This window comes from Halopseudomonas sp., from assembly GCF_036961105.1.
In the GTDB taxonomy this organism is placed as follows: domain Bacteria; phylum Pseudomonadota; class Gammaproteobacteria; order Pseudomonadales; family Pseudomonadaceae; genus Halopseudomonas.
On the sequence record NZ_JBALWW010000027.1, the window covers coordinates 1 to 16,186 of the forward strand.

The 16,186-nt window shown below is 61.3% G+C and carries 14 protein-coding genes; 5 read left to right on the forward strand and 9 right to left on the reverse strand.

Going from position 1 to position 16,186, the window contains the following annotated elements:
- Positions 1-200: 200 nt before the first annotated feature.
- The 4 genes from V7756_RS17475 to V7756_RS17490 form a co-directional block, all read right to left on the reverse strand.
- Positions 201-1,334 (reverse strand): acyl-CoA dehydrogenase family protein, encoded by a 1,134-nt coding sequence (locus tag V7756_RS17475; RefSeq protein WP_335611481.1) that lies wholly within the window; start codon positions 1,332-1,334, stop codon positions 201-203.
- 11 nt (positions 1,335-1,345) lie between these two features.
- Positions 1,346-2,542: an acyl-CoA dehydrogenase family protein gene (locus V7756_RS17480; RefSeq protein WP_335611482.1), complete on the reverse strand. Its 1,197-nt coding sequence runs from the start codon at positions 2,540-2,542 to the stop codon at positions 1,346-1,348.
- A gap of 63 nt (positions 2,543-2,605) precedes the next feature.
- On the reverse strand, positions 2,606-4,699 hold the full coding sequence (locus V7756_RS17485; protein ID WP_335611483.1) for a 3-hydroxyacyl-CoA dehydrogenase NAD-binding domain-containing protein: 2,094 nt from the start codon (positions 4,697-4,699) through the stop codon (positions 2,606-2,608).
- Between the two features lie 311 nt (positions 4,700-5,010).
- Positions 5,011-5,805, reverse strand: a complete 795-nt coding sequence (locus V7756_RS17490) for an IclR family transcriptional regulator (protein WP_335611484.1) — start codon at positions 5,803-5,805, stop codon at positions 5,011-5,013.
- A gap of 265 nt (positions 5,806-6,070) precedes the next feature.
- Between V7756_RS17490 and V7756_RS17495 the strand changes: the two genes are divergently transcribed.
- Both V7756_RS17495 and V7756_RS17500 read left to right on the forward strand, forming a co-directional pair.
- Complete coding sequence (locus V7756_RS17495) at positions 6,071-7,693, forward strand: AMP-binding protein (protein ID WP_335611485.1); 1,623 nt, start codon at positions 6,071-6,073, stop codon at positions 7,691-7,693.
- Positions 7,690-8,355 (forward strand): crotonase/enoyl-CoA hydratase family protein, encoded by a 666-nt coding sequence (locus V7756_RS17500; protein WP_335611486.1) that lies wholly within the window; start codon positions 7,690-7,692, stop codon positions 8,353-8,355. The genes V7756_RS17495 and V7756_RS17500 overlap by 4 nt, the downstream gene beginning before the upstream one ends.
- Positions 8,356-8,400: 45 nt before the next feature.
- On the opposite strand, the gene V7756_RS17505 is transcribed toward V7756_RS17500, so the two are convergent.
- From V7756_RS17505 to V7756_RS17525, 5 genes are all read right to left on the reverse strand, one after another.
- A complete protein-coding gene (locus V7756_RS17505; RefSeq protein ID WP_335611487.1) occupies positions 8,401-9,225 on the reverse strand; it encodes an acyl-CoA thioesterase in 825 nt (274 codons plus the stop codon).
- A 219-nt stretch (positions 9,226-9,444) separates the two neighbouring features.
- The gene (locus V7756_RS17510) at positions 9,445-9,927 is read right to left on the reverse strand and encodes a YbhB/YbcL family Raf kinase inhibitor-like protein (protein ID WP_335611488.1); all 483 of its coding nucleotides are present in this window, start codon (positions 9,925-9,927) and stop codon (positions 9,445-9,447) included.
- 75 nt (positions 9,928-10,002) lie between these two features.
- Entirely contained in the window at positions 10,003-10,299 is a 297-nt protein-coding gene (locus V7756_RS17515; protein WP_335611489.1) for a hypothetical protein, read from the reverse strand.
- Positions 10,300-10,535: 236 nt separating this feature from the next.
- Entirely contained in the window at positions 10,536-11,741 is a 1,206-nt protein-coding gene (locus V7756_RS17520; RefSeq protein WP_335611490.1) for a 3-oxoadipyl-CoA thiolase, read from the reverse strand.
- Positions 11,742-11,745: 4 nt separating this feature from the next.
- On the reverse strand, positions 11,746-13,260 hold the full coding sequence (locus V7756_RS17525; RefSeq protein ID WP_335611491.1) for a 3-hydroxyacyl-CoA dehydrogenase: 1,515 nt from the start codon (positions 13,258-13,260) through the stop codon (positions 11,746-11,748).
- A gap of 240 nt (positions 13,261-13,500) precedes the next feature.
- On the opposite strand from V7756_RS17525, the gene V7756_RS17530 reads away from it, so the two are divergent.
- Genes V7756_RS17530 through mutM form a run of 3 tightly spaced genes read left to right on the forward strand, consistent with a single transcriptional unit; the run spans position 13,501 to position 16,085 of the window.
- On the forward strand, positions 13,501-13,929 hold the full coding sequence (locus V7756_RS17530) for a PaaI family thioesterase (protein ID WP_335611492.1): 429 nt from the start codon (positions 13,501-13,503) through the stop codon (positions 13,927-13,929).
- The gene (locus tag V7756_RS17535) at positions 13,926-15,272 is read left to right on the forward strand and encodes a hypothetical protein (protein WP_335611493.1); all 1,347 of its coding nucleotides are present in this window, start codon (positions 13,926-13,928) and stop codon (positions 15,270-15,272) included. Before V7756_RS17530 ends, V7756_RS17535 begins: the two co-directional genes overlap by 4 nt.
- Positions 15,273-16,085, forward strand: a complete 813-nt coding sequence (mutM, locus tag V7756_RS17540) for a bifunctional DNA-formamidopyrimidine glycosylase/DNA-(apurinic or apyrimidinic site) lyase (RefSeq protein ID WP_335611494.1) — start codon at positions 15,273-15,275, stop codon at positions 16,083-16,085.
- The last annotated feature ends 101 nt before the right edge of the window (positions 16,086-16,186 follow it).

Genomic DNA, 16,186 nt, shown 5'->3' on the forward strand with positions numbered 1-16,186 from the left:
ACCACGCGCTTAACGGCAACGAGGATTTTCATGGACGTTAGTCCTCCACAAGTCTTGAGACGCCCGCGGGCGCATGACATTAAAAGGGCTGCATAGGATACCGGGCAGAGTGAGCGCCCGAAAGTGCAAATTGTCGCTTTGCTGGACAAAAATGCCGGGCTGGCGACCGATTGACGCCAGCCCGGCTGTCCGGAAGGAACTTACGCGACGCTCAGTTGCGCAGCATAGGCTTCCAGGTGGTGGTCGTCATCACCGAACTGGTGGCTGATCATGACCAGACGCTTGGCGTAGTGAGCACCGTTGTATTCCCAGGTCATGGCGATACCGCCATGCAGCTGGATGCACTGTTCGGCGACATAACGGCCAGCGCGGTTGATGACGAACTTGGCGGCGGCCAGCTTGGCACTGCGCTCGGCGCTGTCTTCGTCGTCAGCCAGGCAGGCTGCCAGGATCGCCATGGAGGTGGCGCGCTCCAGCTCGCTGATCATGTCGACCATGCGGTGCTGCAGTACCTGGAACTTGCCGATCACCACGCCAAACTGCTTGCGGGTTTTCAGGTAGTCGAGCGTCAGATCGCAGGACGCGCGCATGGCGCCAACGGCTTCGGCACACAGGGCAGCGATGGCGCGGCCGCTCTGGTAGCGAATGGCGTCAAAGGCCTTGCCGGCTTCGCCGAGCAGCTCGCCCTTGGCGTTGTCGAGGAACAGCTCACAGGCCTTGCGGCCGTCAACGGTGGCATACACACGACGGCTGACGCCGGCGCTGGTCGGGTCGACCAGGAACAGGCTGATGCCCTGCTCGTCGCGGCTGTCGCCAGCGGTACGGGCAGACACCAGGATCTTGCCTGCGGTCTGGCCGCCGATGACCACGCCCTTGCGACCACTCAATGTCCACTCGCTACCATCCTGCTTGGCAGTCGTGGTGACGTTGGCCAGGTCGTAATGGCTGTTCAGCTCGTCAAGTGCGACAGCCGCCTGCAGTTCGCCGCTGGCAATGGCGCCCATCAGCTCTTCTTTCTGTGCATCGCTACCCAACTGGCCAATCAGGCCACCCGCCAGAATCACGGATTCCATGTAGGGCTCAAGGCAGATGCCCTTGCCCAGCTGTTCCATGATCAGCATGGTTTCCACGCCGCCGCCGCCAAAGCCGCCCAGCTCTTCGGCGAAGGGGATGGCGGTCAGACCCAGCTCACCCATCTGCTGCCAGAAGGCAGTGCTGAAGCCGGCTTCGCTTTCGCTGAATTTGTTGCGGCTCTCGAAGTCGTACACGTCACGAACCAGGCGCTCGGCAGTTTCCTGCAGCATCTGTTGTTCTTCGGTCAATTTGAAATCCACGGTCGGCCTCCTCAGAGCTCAAGAATCATTTTTGAGACGATGTTCTTCTGGATCTCGTTGGATCCGCCGAAGATCGACAGTTTACGCATGTTGAAGTACTGCGAGGCCGGCGAGGCCGCGTAGTCGTCGACGAGCAGTTCGCCGTCGTAGTCCAGGTCCAGCTCTTCCGGCAGGAAGGGCAGGGCGTAAGGGCCCAGCGCCTTGCGCATCAGGTGCGTGATGGTCTGGCGAATTTCGGTGCCCTGGACTTTCAGGATGGAGCTTTCCGAGCCGGGTACACCGCCCTCGGAGGCCGCTGCGACGATGCGCAGGGTGCTCATTTCCGCCGCCATCAGCGACATTTCGATTTCTGCGATCTGGCTGCGGAACAGGGTATCTTCGATCAGCGGCTTGCCATTCTTCTGCTGCTTGGAAGCAATGCGCTTGAGGTTGCTCATTGCTGCCTTGGAGGCGCCGATGCCGGCCAGGCCGGTACGCTCGTGGGTGAGCAGGTACTTGGCGCAGGTCCAGCCCTTGTTCTCTTCGCCCACCAGGTTCTCGACCGGAACCTTGACGTCATCGAAGAAGACTTCGTTGACTTCGTGGTCGCCGTCCAGGGTCAGGATCGGACGCACGGTGATGCCGGGGGTAGCCATGTCGATCAGCAGGAAGGAAATACCGCGCTGTTGCTGGGCTTCAGGGTCGGTACGCACCAGGCAGAAGATCCAGTTGGCGTGCTGGCCCAGGGTGGTCCAGGTCTTCTGACCGTTGACGATGTAGTGATCGCCATCGCGCACGGCGCGGGTCTTCAGCGAGGCCAGGTCGGAACCGGCGCCCGGCTCGGAGTAGCCCTGACACCACCAGTCGGTGCCATCAAGGATGCGTGGCAGGTAGGTCGCTTTCTGCTCTTCAGAGCCGAACTTTATGATCACCGGCGCCACCATGTTGACGCCGAAGGGCACCAGACGCGGTGCGCCGGCAGCGGCGGACTCTTCGTCAAAGATGTGCTTCTCGATCGGGCCCCAAGTAGTGCCGCCGTGCTCAACCGGCCAGCCCGGCGCGTACCAGCCGCGCTTGGACAGAATCTTCTGCCAGCGCTCGTGGTCTTCCTTGCTCAGGTGCTTGGCCAGTTTGACCTTCTGAGCGATGTCGGCAGGCAGCTCCTGTTTCAGGAATTCACGCACTTCGTCGCGGAAGGCGAGCTGTTCTGGAGAAAAATGAATTTCCATTGTCAGTCCTCGTGGTAATACGGGTAACCGGCAGCCGGTATCGGCGCCGGATGCCCTGATTTATCAAAGATCGGCGAACTTGCGACCTTCTTTGGCCAGTTTTTCCAGCAGGGCGGCGGGTTTCCACCAGGCGCCATGCTGTTCATGAAACTCACAGATTTTTGCGTACACGCGATCCAGGCCCACGGCGTCAGCGTAGAACATGGGACCACCCTGGAAGGCCGGGAAGCCGTAACCATTGAGGTAGATCACGTCGATGTCGCTGGCGCGCTGAGCGATGCCTTCTTCGAGGATCTTGGCACCCTCGTTGATCAGGGCATAGATGGTGCGCTCGATGATGTACTCATCGGACAGTTCGCGGCGCTCGATACCCTGCTCTTTTGAAGCAGCTTCCAGCAGCGCCGGCAGTTCCGGGTTCTCCAACGGGGTACGGGAGCCCGCTTCATAAACATAGAAGCCTTTGCCGGTCTTCTGACCCAGCATACCGGCTTCGGCCATCTTGTCCAAAACCACCGGCAGCTTGAATTCGGCTGGCAGCGTCTGACGCTGGCGGGTGCGAATGCTCAGGCCGATGTCCAGGCCAGAGAGATCACGCATGGCGAAGGGGCCCATGGCCATGCCGAACTTGCGCAGCGCGCCGTCGACCTGCGCCGGCGTGGCGCCTTCTTCGACCAGAAACTCGGCTTCGCGGCCGTACTGAAAAACCATGCGGTTGCCGACAAAACCGTCGCACACGCCGACCGGCACGGCTACTTTCTTCAATTTCTTGCCGATCGCCATGGCGGTAGCCAGCACGTCGTTGGCGGTTTTCTCGCCGCGCACCACTTCCAGCAGGCGCATGACGTTGGCCGGGCTGAAGAAGTGCAGGCCCACGACGTCTTCGGGGCGCTTGGTGAACTGGGCGATTTCGTTCAGGTCGAGCGAGGAGGTGTTGCTGGCCAGGATCGCGCCCGGCTTGCAGTTGGCATCCAGTGCTTCGAAGACTTTCTGTTTGACGCCCATCTCTTCGAATACGGCTTCGATCACCAGATCCACGTCGCCCAGGTCGGCGTAATCGGTCACGCCGCTGATCAGCGCCATGCGCTTTTCCAGTGCCGCTTCGTTCAGGCTGCCGCGCTTGACGCTCATGCCGTAGGTGTCGCGGGCACGTTGCATGGCCTTGTCGCGGGCCTCGGCAGTGATTTCCAGCACCTTGACCGGGATGCCGGCGTTGGCAAAGCACATGGCGATACCCACACCCATGGTGCCCCCACCGATCACGGCGGCGGACTGGATGTCGCGTACGGGGGTGTCCTTGGGCAGATCATCGACCTTGGAGGCCAGACGCTCGGTAAAGAAGGCGTGTACCAAAGCTGCGCGCTGTGGCGAGACCAGGCATTCAGCAAATAGCTCACGCTCGCGCTTCAGACCCTCGGCCAGCGGCAGGGTGAAGGCGGCCTCGACTGCGGAAACGCAGCGCTGCGGCGAGAACAGGCCGGGCATCTTCTTTTCGATCTCGGCGCGCTTGGCCGCGACGGCTGCGGCGTTATCGACGCCTTCGAGCTTGTCTGTACGCTCGCCTGTGCGGCGTGGGCCCTTGCCTTCGGCAAGCAACTGGTCGGCATAGGCCAGGCCAGCGGAGAGCAGGTCGCCTTCAATCAGTTGGTCGACCACGCCCAGCTCCAGCGCTTCGGTCGCGCTGATGGGCGCGCCGCTGACGATCATGTCCAGTGCCTTGGCAACGCCGGTCAGGCGCGGCAGACGCTGGGTGCCACCGGCGCCCGGCAGCAGGCCGAGTTTGACTTCCGGCAGACCGACCTTGGCGTCCTTGCGAGCAATACGGTAATGGCAGCTGACGGCCACTTCCAGACCACCGCCCAGGGCGGTGCCGTGGATCACGGCGACGCTGGGCTTGCTGCCTGCTTCGATGTCATTGACCACCTGGGGCAGGCTCGGCTCCTTCGGCGGCTTGCCGAATTCCTTGATATCCGCGCCGGCGATGAAGGTTGAGCCCTCACAGACCAGCACAATAGCCTTTACTTCGGGGTCGGCTTCAGCCGCCTTGAAGCTGTTCTGCAGGCCTTCACGCACGGCAATGCCGAGTGCATTGACCGGGGGATTATTGACGGTAATAACCGCAATGGCGCCTTTGCGTTCAAGAGTGACCACGTCCGACATGCTTGACCTCCGTAGGTATGGCTAAGTGCGTTTCACTATTTGGCTATTTCGCTGTTTCGCTATGCGAAATAATGAAACCATGTTTCGCTAGGCAAAATACAAAAAAACAAATGCTTTGTCGATGCCCCTTTTGCGCGAAATGGGGGTTTATCAGTAAAGGTGATGAATCGCCACCGCGCTAGGCGCGGGGGCGATTCATCACGGCGGCAAGCCTCAGGCTACAAGCGGCAAGCCAGGATTAAACCAAGGGTGGATGGGCTGAGCGCACGTGTTTAACTTGTCGCTTGCAGCTTGCAGTGAGCGGCTGGGCGCTAAACGCCCAACCGCTCGATGTCTCTGGCCAGCATGGCCAGTTGATGTGCCAGCTGATTCTGGACTTTCTCTTCCGAGACCAGGTAGGAAGGCGCTCCGCAGGTCAGCACCATCAGGCTGCCATCCTGCAGATGCAAGGGTACGCCGGCAGCGTTGACGTTGCGGTCCCAATCGCCGAGCGAGAGACAGAAACCGTGCTTTTCGTACTCGGCGAAGCTTTTCTGCAGTGAGGCTTCCAGCTCGGGCCAGCTTTCCGGATTACGCGCTTTAAGAGCATCCATCACATGGCTGCGCTCTTCGTCCTTCATGGCAGCAAGGTAGGCGCGGCCGGCGGCGGTGGTGGCCAGTGGCAGACGCACGCCGACATCCATGCGCAGGGACGTGGTTTCCGCCGGTCGGCAGTTTTCCACGTAGATCATCGACAGGCGGTCGCGGCAGGTGAGGCCTACCGAGGTATTGGTGGTGCGGGCGAATTCGTCGAGGTAGGGCTTGGCCAGCTGGCGCACGCGTAAATTGGATACATAGGCGTAGCCCAGGGCGAGCACGCCGGAATCAAGCTGATACTTCTCCAGCTGCGTGGAATAGCTCAGGTAGCCCAGCTTGGTCAGGGTGTAGGTCATGCGCGAGACTGTGGGTTTGGGCAGGCCCGTGATGCGGGCGATATCCTGGTTGCCCATGACCACCGCGCCCTGGCTGAATGCGCGCAAGACGTCCAAGCCACGAGACAGCGCCTCTACAAATTTGCGATCCTTCGCGGTGACGGGGGCGTTGCTGTTTTCGTGCTCTTCATTCATTTGCTTGGTTACCTTGCTGGCGCATCCTGGTGTTCTGGCCGATGTACGGCGCTCTTACTGTTCGATGCTTGTCTATTATTGTTGTCGATCAGCCGCGAAACATACCACGATAGGGCGTTCTGCACAGCGAGACTCTCGAGAGATTGTCTCGATCATTGCACACTAAGGCCCGATAGAATAGCATATTTTGGTACTTCATTCCGCTGTGCAAAATATACGTCCGATAAAGCGCGGCTCAAAATAATAGTTCACTAACGAGGTTCAGATGCCAACCGTCCACTACGCCGTCGGCGCCCAGCTGGCTGAGCTGGGTTACACCACCCTTTTCGATGTACTCGACGGCTCCTGTGCGCGGTACGGCGATCGTCCGGCATTCTCCTGTGGTGGCGATACCCTTACCTACAACCAACTGCGCGGCCGCGCTGATGCTTTTGCTCGCTATCTGCGCCATCACGCCCGGCTGGAGCCGGGTGACCGGTTGGCAATCCAGTTGCCCAACCTGCTGCAATACACAGTAGCGCTGTTCGGCGCGTTGCGCGCGGGCCTGGTGATCGTCAATACCAACCCGCAGTACACCGCCTACGAGACGCGCCACCAGTTCGCCGACTCCGGCGCCAAGGCGGTGGTAGTGCTCGACAAGCTGCTACCGCTGGTGCGCAAGATCCAGGGCTCTACGGACGTCGAGCAACTGATTGTCACCAGTGCCGACGACCTGACCAATCCGCGATACGACAGCGCCGAAGCGGACGAAATGCGCTTCATGCAGGCACTGCGCCTGGGTGATGAGCTACCGTCGGTGGAGGCCGAGCGCGGCCTGGATGATCTGGCGATGTTGCAGTACACCGGGGGTACCACGGGCGTTTCCAAGGGTGCGATGCTGACCCACCGAAATATTCTCTGCAACGTGCTGCAGGCGGTCAGCATTCTCAAGGAAGGCGATGTTGAATACGGCAAGGAGGTGCGTATCTCGCCGCTGCCGCTCTACCATATCTTCGCTTTTACGGCGAACTGCATCGCCTCGGTGTTTACCGGTTTCCACAGCGTGCTGATCAGCAACCCGCGCGACCTGGATGGCATGATCAATGATCTCAAGCGCCATTCCTTTACCTTGCTCACGGGCATCAACTCGCTGTTCGTTTCACTGATGAACCATCCCGAATTCGACAATATCGACTTCAGCCGCCTGAAATGGGTCAACTCCGGCGGCGCGCCACTCAATACCGAGATTGCCAAGCGCTGGCAAGCACGCACGGGCAGTGTCATCCGTGAGGGCTATGGCCTGACCGAAACCTCGCCGGTAGTCGTCGCCTCCACCGCCAACACGCCTTACAAGGAGGGCTTCATCGGCCAGCCGGTAATAGACACCGAGCTCAAGACGGTCGATGAAGACGGCGTCGAGACCCCGCGCGGCGAACCCGGTGAGGTGCTGATTCGCGGGCCTCAGGTAATGCAGGGTTATTGGCACCGTCCGGATGAAACCGCGGCCACTTTTACCGAGGATGGCTGGCTGAAAACCGGTGACATAGGCGTGATCGACAACCAGGGCTTCCTCAAACTGGTGGACCGCAAGAAGGACATGATTCTGGTGTCCGGCTTCAATGTGTATCCCAACGATGTGGAGGATGCCCTGATGCGTCACCCCGGCGTGCGCGAGTGTGTGGCGGTGGGCGTGCCGGACGAGCGCACCGGTGAGGCGATCAAGGTCTACGTCAGCCTCAATGATGCCGAGCTAGATGAGGCGGCGATCATCGCCCATTGCCGCGAACATCTGACCGGCTACAAGATTCCCAAGCACGTGGAAATACGCGAGGATCTGCCCAAGTCGTCGGTCGGCAAGCTGCTGCGTCGCGTGCTGCGCGATGAGGCTCGCGGCGAGACCAAGGCGTGAGCGCTCTGACGCTGCAGATAGCCGATGGGGTAGCGCTGATCAGCCTGGATGATGGCAAGGTGAATGCCCTGTCGGAAACCATGCTGGAGCAGTTGTTGGCGGCGATAACCGAGGCGGCTCAGGCCGATGCTGCGCTGCTGGTAACCGGACGCACCGGTTGTTTCAGTGGCGGCTATGATCGCAAGTTGATCGATGCCGGGGGGCCAGCCTGTGACGCCATGCGGGCGGCGGGCGACCGACTGACCCTGGCGCTGCTGGATTATCCAGCGCCGGTGGTGATCGCCAGCAGCGGGCATGCGATGGCCAAGGCCGCGTTCGTGCTCTTGCTGGCTGATTACCGCGTAGGGGCAGAGGGCGCGTTTCGCATCGGGCTGAACGAGGTCGCCATTGGTATGACCATGCCGGACGGCGCCATGGCCCAGGCGCGGGCCAGGTTGGCGCCGCAGTGGCTGAATCGCTGCGCACTGCAGGCCGAGTATCTGAACCCCGAGCAGGCTCTGGCCGCAGGCTTTCTGGATGAGCTGCAGCCAGCCGAGCAACTGCTGGCGTCTGCGATGGAAAAAACCCGTCAGTTGGCCGCGCTGGACCGCCGCGCCTACCGCGAGACGCGCGCGCTGTTGCACGCGCCGCTGCGCAACCAATTGGTTCAGCTGTTCGGCTGAGCCGTGCGCCTGCGCCCCGCCGTTCGGAGCGCAGGCATTTCCGCTTTATTCCTTGTAGTAGGCCACCTGCGTCGAGGTCAGCAGCAAGGTGCCGTCTTCACTCCACAGATGCGCCACCTGATCCGAATAGTTGTTGTGCATGCGGGCGGAGCGCGCCTGTCCAAGCAGTGGCCGATCGCCGCTGGCAGTCAGTTGCGCCGCATCGGCATGGAAGTAATGCGTCATGGATACAGTGCCCGCTGGCGTAAAGCGTTGGCGGCGATGGAAAATGCGCGGTGCAAAAACGTCACCCATCGCGGTCAGCGAGGCGAAATCCAAGGGTCGAGGCGGGTTGTCGCGGGTCCACAGCAAGGTATCGGTACCTTCGCGGCCTTCCTTGATCGGTTCGGACGGGTGGAAAAGACCGGAGACATAGCGGAAGTCATAATGCTGGAACCAGGGCCTTTCGGTGCGGATCTGTTGCGGCAAGCTGTCTGCGGCTGGCGCTGCAGGCATGGGTTCCTGTTGTTCTGACCAGGTGTCGCGGCGGGTGGCAAAGAAGGCCGTACCGCTGGTCACCACTTCGCCCCCCTGTCGTTGCAGCAGAAGCCAGTGCTGGGTAGAACGGTTGGTGCGAATTGGCAGGGCCTCGATTTCAAATGTTCCCGGCTGTACCGGGCCGGCAAAATTGATGGTCAGAGAAATCGGCTCGCCAAGGCGTGCGGGGTGTTGCAGTGCTGCGTTCAGCAGGGTGGCGGCCGTCAGGCCGCCAAAGGGGCCAACCATATTCTGGTACTCATCGCTGGTGGTACCACTGAACAGGTTGGCGGCTTGAGATTGCAAGGTGATGGCCCGATCGAATGCATGGCTGGCGGGCTTGTAAATGTCCATTGGAGTGGTTCCGATCAAGGTAAAAGGGTAGTGGCTGTCAATATGATGGTCATAATAATCAGCGTGCGAGTCAGCCTGCAATCAAGCTTGGCGAGGTGAATCCGCTGTCATGCGCGCGGGCGATGTGCTTCGGCATCAGCCTCAGGGAAGGCGAATTGGGGGTGGGGTAAAGCGGAGCCGGTGCCCCGGCGCAGAAGGGCTGCGCCGGGAACCAAGGGTTTAGCCGCGCTGATAGGTACCGATCAGGCGGTTCATGGCCGTGGCGTTGGGCTCGATCTTTTCCAGTAGTTTCCAGAGGCTGAGGTCGGCTGGCAGGTTCGGCTCTGCATCCAGTGCGATGATCCAGAAGTAGTACTTGTGCTGACCGTGGCCTTCGGGCGGCATGGGACCGTTGTAACCGGGCTTGCCGAAGTTGTTCTTGCCCTGGGTGTAGGCATTGCAGCCTTCTGGCAGTTCGGTAACGTCACTGGGAATGTTGTAGTAGACCCAATGGACGAAGCCATAAGTGCCGTTGGCAGAGATCAGCGGCGCGTCGGGATCGTGGCAGATCACGGCAAAGCTCTTGGTGCCCGCCGGGGCGTTTTTCCAGCTCAGCGCGGGGGATACATCTTCACCCTCGCCGGTGTACTTGCTGGGAATAGCGCCCTCGGCAGCAAAGGCCGCGCTCTCGAGTGTCAGATCGTTGGAAAAGGCAAATCCCATGGTGTTCTCCTTGAATTTGGCGCGAAAGTTGTCTCAATACTACTCAGGGTGCGACAGCATGCAAGGCGCGGCGGTTCACCGCATCAATGCGCTGAGCAACCAGAGGCCAAGCAGTATCCAGATGATGCCGAGAATGATCTTGCGACGAATGAAGGCGCGCACGCCAAGGTAGATCAGGCAGAGCCCGAGAATCACCGCAGCAATGCTGAGCAGGCTACTGTCGATGCCCAGAGCGCGGGCAAAACCGTTGACGAAATCCGAGCTGGCATTGCTCAGCAGGGTAAACAGCCAGACCAGGCTGTCGATGATAAAACGGATGACGGTACCGAAAACCTGGCCCAGCCATTCGAAAACATTTGTGTTGAGCTGCATGCAGGGAGTCGCTGGCTAAGAGTGAAGGCGGTACAGTAGCAAAAAACTCAGCTGCAAGCTGCAAGCTGCAAGCTGCAAGCTACAAGCTGCAAGCTACAAGCTACAAGCTACAAGCTACAAGCTCTGAGCTAGAAGCTAGAAGAAGGAACGGGCGTTCTTTTGATACTTGCGTTTAGTCGCATCAAACAGCCACCCGCACCATTCCTACGCTTGCCGCTTGCCGCTTGCGCGTGCGCTTAGCCCTGCGTGCGCTCAATGACCGCCGCAACACCCTGACCCAGACCGATACACAGGCTGACCAGCGCGTAGCGCTTGCCGGTGCGCTCCAGTTGACGCAGGGCGGTGAGGGTCAGGCGGGCACCGGAGGCGCCAAGCGGGTGACCGACGGCGATGGCGCCGCCGTTGGGGTTAAGGCGCGGATCGTCAAAGGCGATGCCCAGCTGCTTGGCGCAGCCCAGTACCTGGGAGGCAAAGGCTTCGTTGATTTCGATCACGTCCATGTCGTCCAGGGTCAGGCCGGCGCGGCTCAGGGCTTTCTTGCAGGCTTCAACCGGGCCCAGGCCCATGACGCGCGGCGCTACGCCGGCCACGGCACCGGCGAGAATCTTCGCCCGCGGCTTGATGCCGTACTTCTCACCAATCGCGGCATCGCCGATCAGCAGGGCGGCGGCGCCATCGTTGACGCCAGAGGCGTTACCGGCTGTGACCACGCCGTCCTTGAACAGCGGACGCAGGCCGCTGAGGGCGGCCAGATCGCTGCTGGGACGCGGGTGCTCGTCCTGATCGACCACCTTGGCGGGCTTCTTGCGGCCTTGGGATACTTCGATCGGCAGAATCTCGTCGGCAAAGAAGCCGTCGGCGCGGGCTGCTTCATACAGCGCCTGGCTGCGCGCGGCGTAGGCGTCGGCCTCTTCACGGCTGATGCCCAGGTCGGCGGCCACGTTGTCGGCGGTTTGCGGCATGGTGTCGTCACCAAAGGCCTCTTCCACCCGCGGGTTGGGGAAGCGCGCGCCGATAGTGCTGTCGAAGGCGCGGAAGTCACGCGAGTAGGCGCTTTCGCTCTTGGCGATGACAAAGGGCGCACGGCTCATGCTTTCGGCGCCGCCGGCGACAAACAGCTGGCCTTCGCCGGTTTTTACTGCGCGGGCGGCATCCAGGATGGCTGCCAGGCCGGAGCCGCAGAGGCGGTTGACGGTCACACCGGCCACCTCCGGCGGCAGGCCGCTCATCAGGCCAGCGTGGCGCGCGATGTTACGCGCGTCTTCACCTGCCTGGTTGGTGCAGCCCATGACCACGTCTTCGTAGTCCTGGCCATCAAAGGGATTGCGCTGAATCAGTGCGCTCATGACGCTGGCCAGCAGGTCGTCGGGGCGTACGCTGGCCAGAGCGCCGGCGTGGCGACCAAAGGGGGAACGCAGGCCATCATAGATATAGGCAGTCATGGTGTTACTCCTGAAAGTCGGGTGTGGTCAAAGGCAGATCCAGCTGCACGCGGCGACGCAGCCAGGGGCTGGGGCGGTAACGCGGTTCGCCGTAAACGGCCTGCAGGTTATTGAGTACGGCAAGGATGTTGGCTTCGCCATAATGCTCACCGAAGGCCAGCGGGCCCTGGGGGTAGCCCAGAGCCAGTTGAATGGCGCGGTCCAGTGTTTGCGGCGTGGTGATGCCTTTCTGCACGATTTCGCAGCCCAGGTTGACGACGCTGGCGATCAGGCGCTGAATCACGAAGCCGGCGGAATCGTTGATCACTTCGACGGGCACGCCATCGGCGCTCAGGGCCTGGCGAGCCTGCGCTACCACCTCTGCCTTGGCGGCGGGTTGACGCATCAGGGTGCGGCGCTTGTCCCAGTTGGCAAAGCTGTCGAGGGCCAGGGTGCGTTCGGCTGGCAGCCCCAGTTGGGTCAGGGCGGTGCTGCAGTCATCGCCGAGCGGGGTGATCAGGCAAATGGCGTCGTCCGAAGGCTTTGTATCGGTTTCCAATGTGGCGCCTGCGCGGGCCAGGACGTCGCTGACCTGACTGCGTAGCGCGTCGTCATCGGTTTCCAGCCAGAACGGGCGGTTGATCAGCACGGTTTCGGCTTGCGCCTCAACGGGTTCGATTTTCTGGCCGTCTTCGTAGCGGTAGAAGCCCTGACCCGTCTTGCGACCCAGCAAGCCGGCAGCAACCCGCTGCGCGGCAATGAACGAGGGGGTGTAGCGCGGGTCGTGATAGAACTGCTCGTACACCGACTCCATGACCGCGTGGGAGACGTCCAGACCGGTCAGATCAAACAGCTCGAAGGGCCCCATGCGAAAGCCGGGGCCATCACGCAGGATGCGGTCGATCTGCGACGGCGTGGCCACGCCTTCGCTGAGCATGCGCAGGGCTTCAGTGCCAAAGGCGCGACCGGCGTGATTGACCAGAAAACCGGGGGTGTCCGGGGTGATCGCCGGAAAGTGGCCAGCGGTATTGGCCAGCTCGACCAGGCCTTCTATCACGCGCTCATCGGTGCGCTCGCCGCGTACCACTTCGACAATCTTCATCAGCGGCACGGGATTGAAGAAGTGGAAGCCGGCAACCCGGCCCGGGTGTTTGGCGCTGCTGGCGATGCGGGTGACCGAGAGCGAAGAGGTATTGGTCGCCAGCACGCAGTCGTCGCGAACAATGGCTTCGAGATCGGCAAACAGCTGCTGTTTGACCTCCAGCAATTCGACGATGGCTTCAATCACCAGGTCGCAGTCTTTCAGTTCTTCCAACGTCTGTGCCGGCTGCATGCGGGCGAGGGTCGCCTCCAGCTCGGCCTCGGTCATCTTGCCCTTGGCCTGGGCGCGTTGCAGCAGGTTGCGGTTGAATTGCAGGGCGTCCTCGATGGCCTCGGCGCGGGTATCGAACAGCTGAACCTGCTGGCCGCTGCTGGCGAACAGTTGGGCGATGCCGCGGCCCATGGCGCCGGCGCCGATGACGCCAATCCGATTGAACATGCGTGGACTCCTCAGTAGGGGATGTGTTCAGACGTATGTTTCGCACGGCGAAACAGTATTTCGTTTAATGTGCTGCGAGATTAAATCCTGTACCTTGTGAGTGCAAGTTTGGCGACAGTCTTGTGTGTCTCGCCTGTGCCATACTTGCCTGCTTCCAAGACAATTGCCGACGGGTTGGTGTTTTCATCCGGCGGCGCTGCCGTGTCCCATCGAGTGTAGTGAATAAAAGGTGTTGCACCCGTGAATCAAGACAACCGTCAAGCCATCGCCCGCACCGTGACCGGGTTCTTTCAGGAACTGGGTGCGGAGCTTGAAGAGTACAGCCAGGGCCGCGCCGTGGTCGCCCTGACGCTCACCGAAAAGCATCTGAACAACGCCAGCAACCTGCACGGCGGCGTTACTGCCAGCCTGCTGGATATTGCCATGGGCCTGTGCGGCACCTGGGCAGAATCGCCGGAGGAGCGCCGGGTGGCCATCACCCTGTCGCTGAATACCAATTTCTCCGCCACCGCCGCGTTGGGCGCACGCGTGCGCGCCGTGGCTAGCTGCCGCAGTGCCGGGCACAAGGTGTTCATGGCCAGCTGTGACCTGCTGGACCAGAACGACAAACTGCTCGGCTTCGGTGAAGGCGTATTCAAGAAAGGTGCCTTTCGCAAGGACCTGCCGTGAAGCCTGCGGTGCTACTGCCGCTCGGCGTAGCGCTTGAGTTGTTTGGCCTGCTGACGCAGCTGCACTGGTTCAGCTGGGGCGCGGCGGCCTCCTTTGCGCTGTATTTTCTGCTGCACTTCAAGCGCCTGAATCCCTATCCGCGCTGGCTGGGAATAGTCACCCTGTCGATTCTTGTCCCGGCGGTCTGGTTCGCCCGTCCCGAGGCCGAGCTCTGGCCGAAGCTGGCCAGCTCCGTCGCCTATTACACCAGCTTTCTTGGCGCGCTGGGGCTGATGCAGCTGCTGGCGCAGCGCTTGCCGCAACTGCGCGAGCTGCACAAGGCGCTGCTGTCAGGTTCCAAAGTGGTGCTCTATCCGCGCTACGTACTGACCGCCGGCAGTATCGGCTCGATTCTCAATTTCGGCATGATGAATCTGCTGTGCGGCACGCTGACCGAGCATCTGAAGCGTTACCAGCTAACCGATGAGCAGCGTCGCAGCGGGTTGCGCAGCGTCATGGTCACCACGCTACGCGGCTTCGCCCTGGTGCCCTTGCTGGCGCCCACCAGTGTGACCATCGCCATCATCTCTCGCGAGATGCCCGAGCAGTCCTGGAGCACCATGGTGCCCTATGGTGCGGTGGCAGCGCTGATGATGATCATTGTCGGCTGGCGCCGCGAAACCCGAGGATTGCTGGAGCTACGCGACAACATCGGTGATTCGAGCAAGGCTGACGGCATGCTGGAGCTGCTGCTGGGTAGCCTGGTGGGTTTGGGCGCCATTGGTGTGTTGGCCTCGCTATCGAGTCTTACCGCGTCGCAATCGGCCATGGTGCTGGTGCCCTTCGGGGTGATCAGCTATCTGCTGTGGCGGGAGCGCTCGCCCCAGCCGGTATTGCGTGAGGTCACCGAGAACATGGCCAGCATGCATAACGAGATGTTCATCTTCGGCTGCGCCGCACTTCTGGGCGGTGTGCTGGGTGCGGTCGCGCCGCTGGAAGAGATCGCCGCCTGGCTGGCGCAGGATCCCAAATACAACATTCTGCTGGCGGTCGGCAGTCTGTTCAGCACTATTACCCTGGCGGTGCTGGGGTTGGCGCCGATTGTGTCACTCTCGCTGATCGCCGGCCTGCTGGCGCAGTTATCCTTGCTGGGCGTGCCCATCATGACGCCAGCGGTTGGGCTGATGTGTGGGTTCTCATTGGCCATGATCTTCTCGCCGTTTGGCCCCTCAACCCTGATTCTGTCACGCTACAGCGGCGAAACACCGTTCCGGGTGGCCTTCGGTTGGAACGGACGCTTTGTTCTCACCGTGATGCCGCTGTTATTGTTGCTGATCTTCTTTACCTACTGGCAGCAATCCTGAATGCCCGAACTACCTGAAGTCGAAACCACGCGCCGGGGCATTGCCCCGCACCTGGAAGGCCGCACCGTCACCCGGCTGATCGTGCGCGAGCGCCGGCTGCGCTGGCCCATCCCGGAAGACCTGGAGATACAGATCGAAGGGCAGCGCTTCGAGCGCATCGAACGCCGGGCCAAGTATCTGTTGATGCAGATTGGCGGCGGTAGCCTGATTTCCCACCTGGGCATGTCCGGCAATCTCCGCCTGGTCCCGGCGGGCACGCCCGCGGCCAAGCATGAGCACGTGGATATCGAGCTCGATTCCGGCATGGCCCTGCGTTATACCGATCCACGGCGCTTTGGCGCGCTGCTGTGGGCACGGGCCGGCGAGCCGCATCCGCTGCTGGCCAAGCTGGGGCCGGAGCCGCTGTCGGAGGTCTTCGATGGCGAGCGCCTGTATCAACTGTCACGGGGCAAAAGCAGCGCGGTCAAACCCTTCATCATGGACAATGCCGTGGTTGTCGGCGTTGGCAATATCTACGCCAGCGAAGCGCTGTTCGCTGCCGGCATAGATCCGCGCCGTGAGGCTGGCCGAATCAGTCGGGCGCGTTATCTGAAGCTGGCTGTGGAAATCAAGCGCATTCTTGCGCATGCCATCGAGCGCGGCGGTACCACCTTGCGTGACTTTGTCGGTGGCGATGGCCAACCGGGTTACTTCAAGCAGGAATTGTTTGTGTATGGCCGGCCGGGACAGCTGTGCAAGTTGTGTGGCACAACCTTGAGTGAGGTGCGATTGGGGCAGCGCAGTTCGGTTTTCTGCCGGCAATGCCAGCGCTGAAACGCCCGGCAGCTGTCGCAAAGCCCTGTAAAACGGGGCTCCAGACTAATTTCAGTGTGCCACGTTCCGAAATTCGCGGAATGTGCCTACAATGAGGTGTG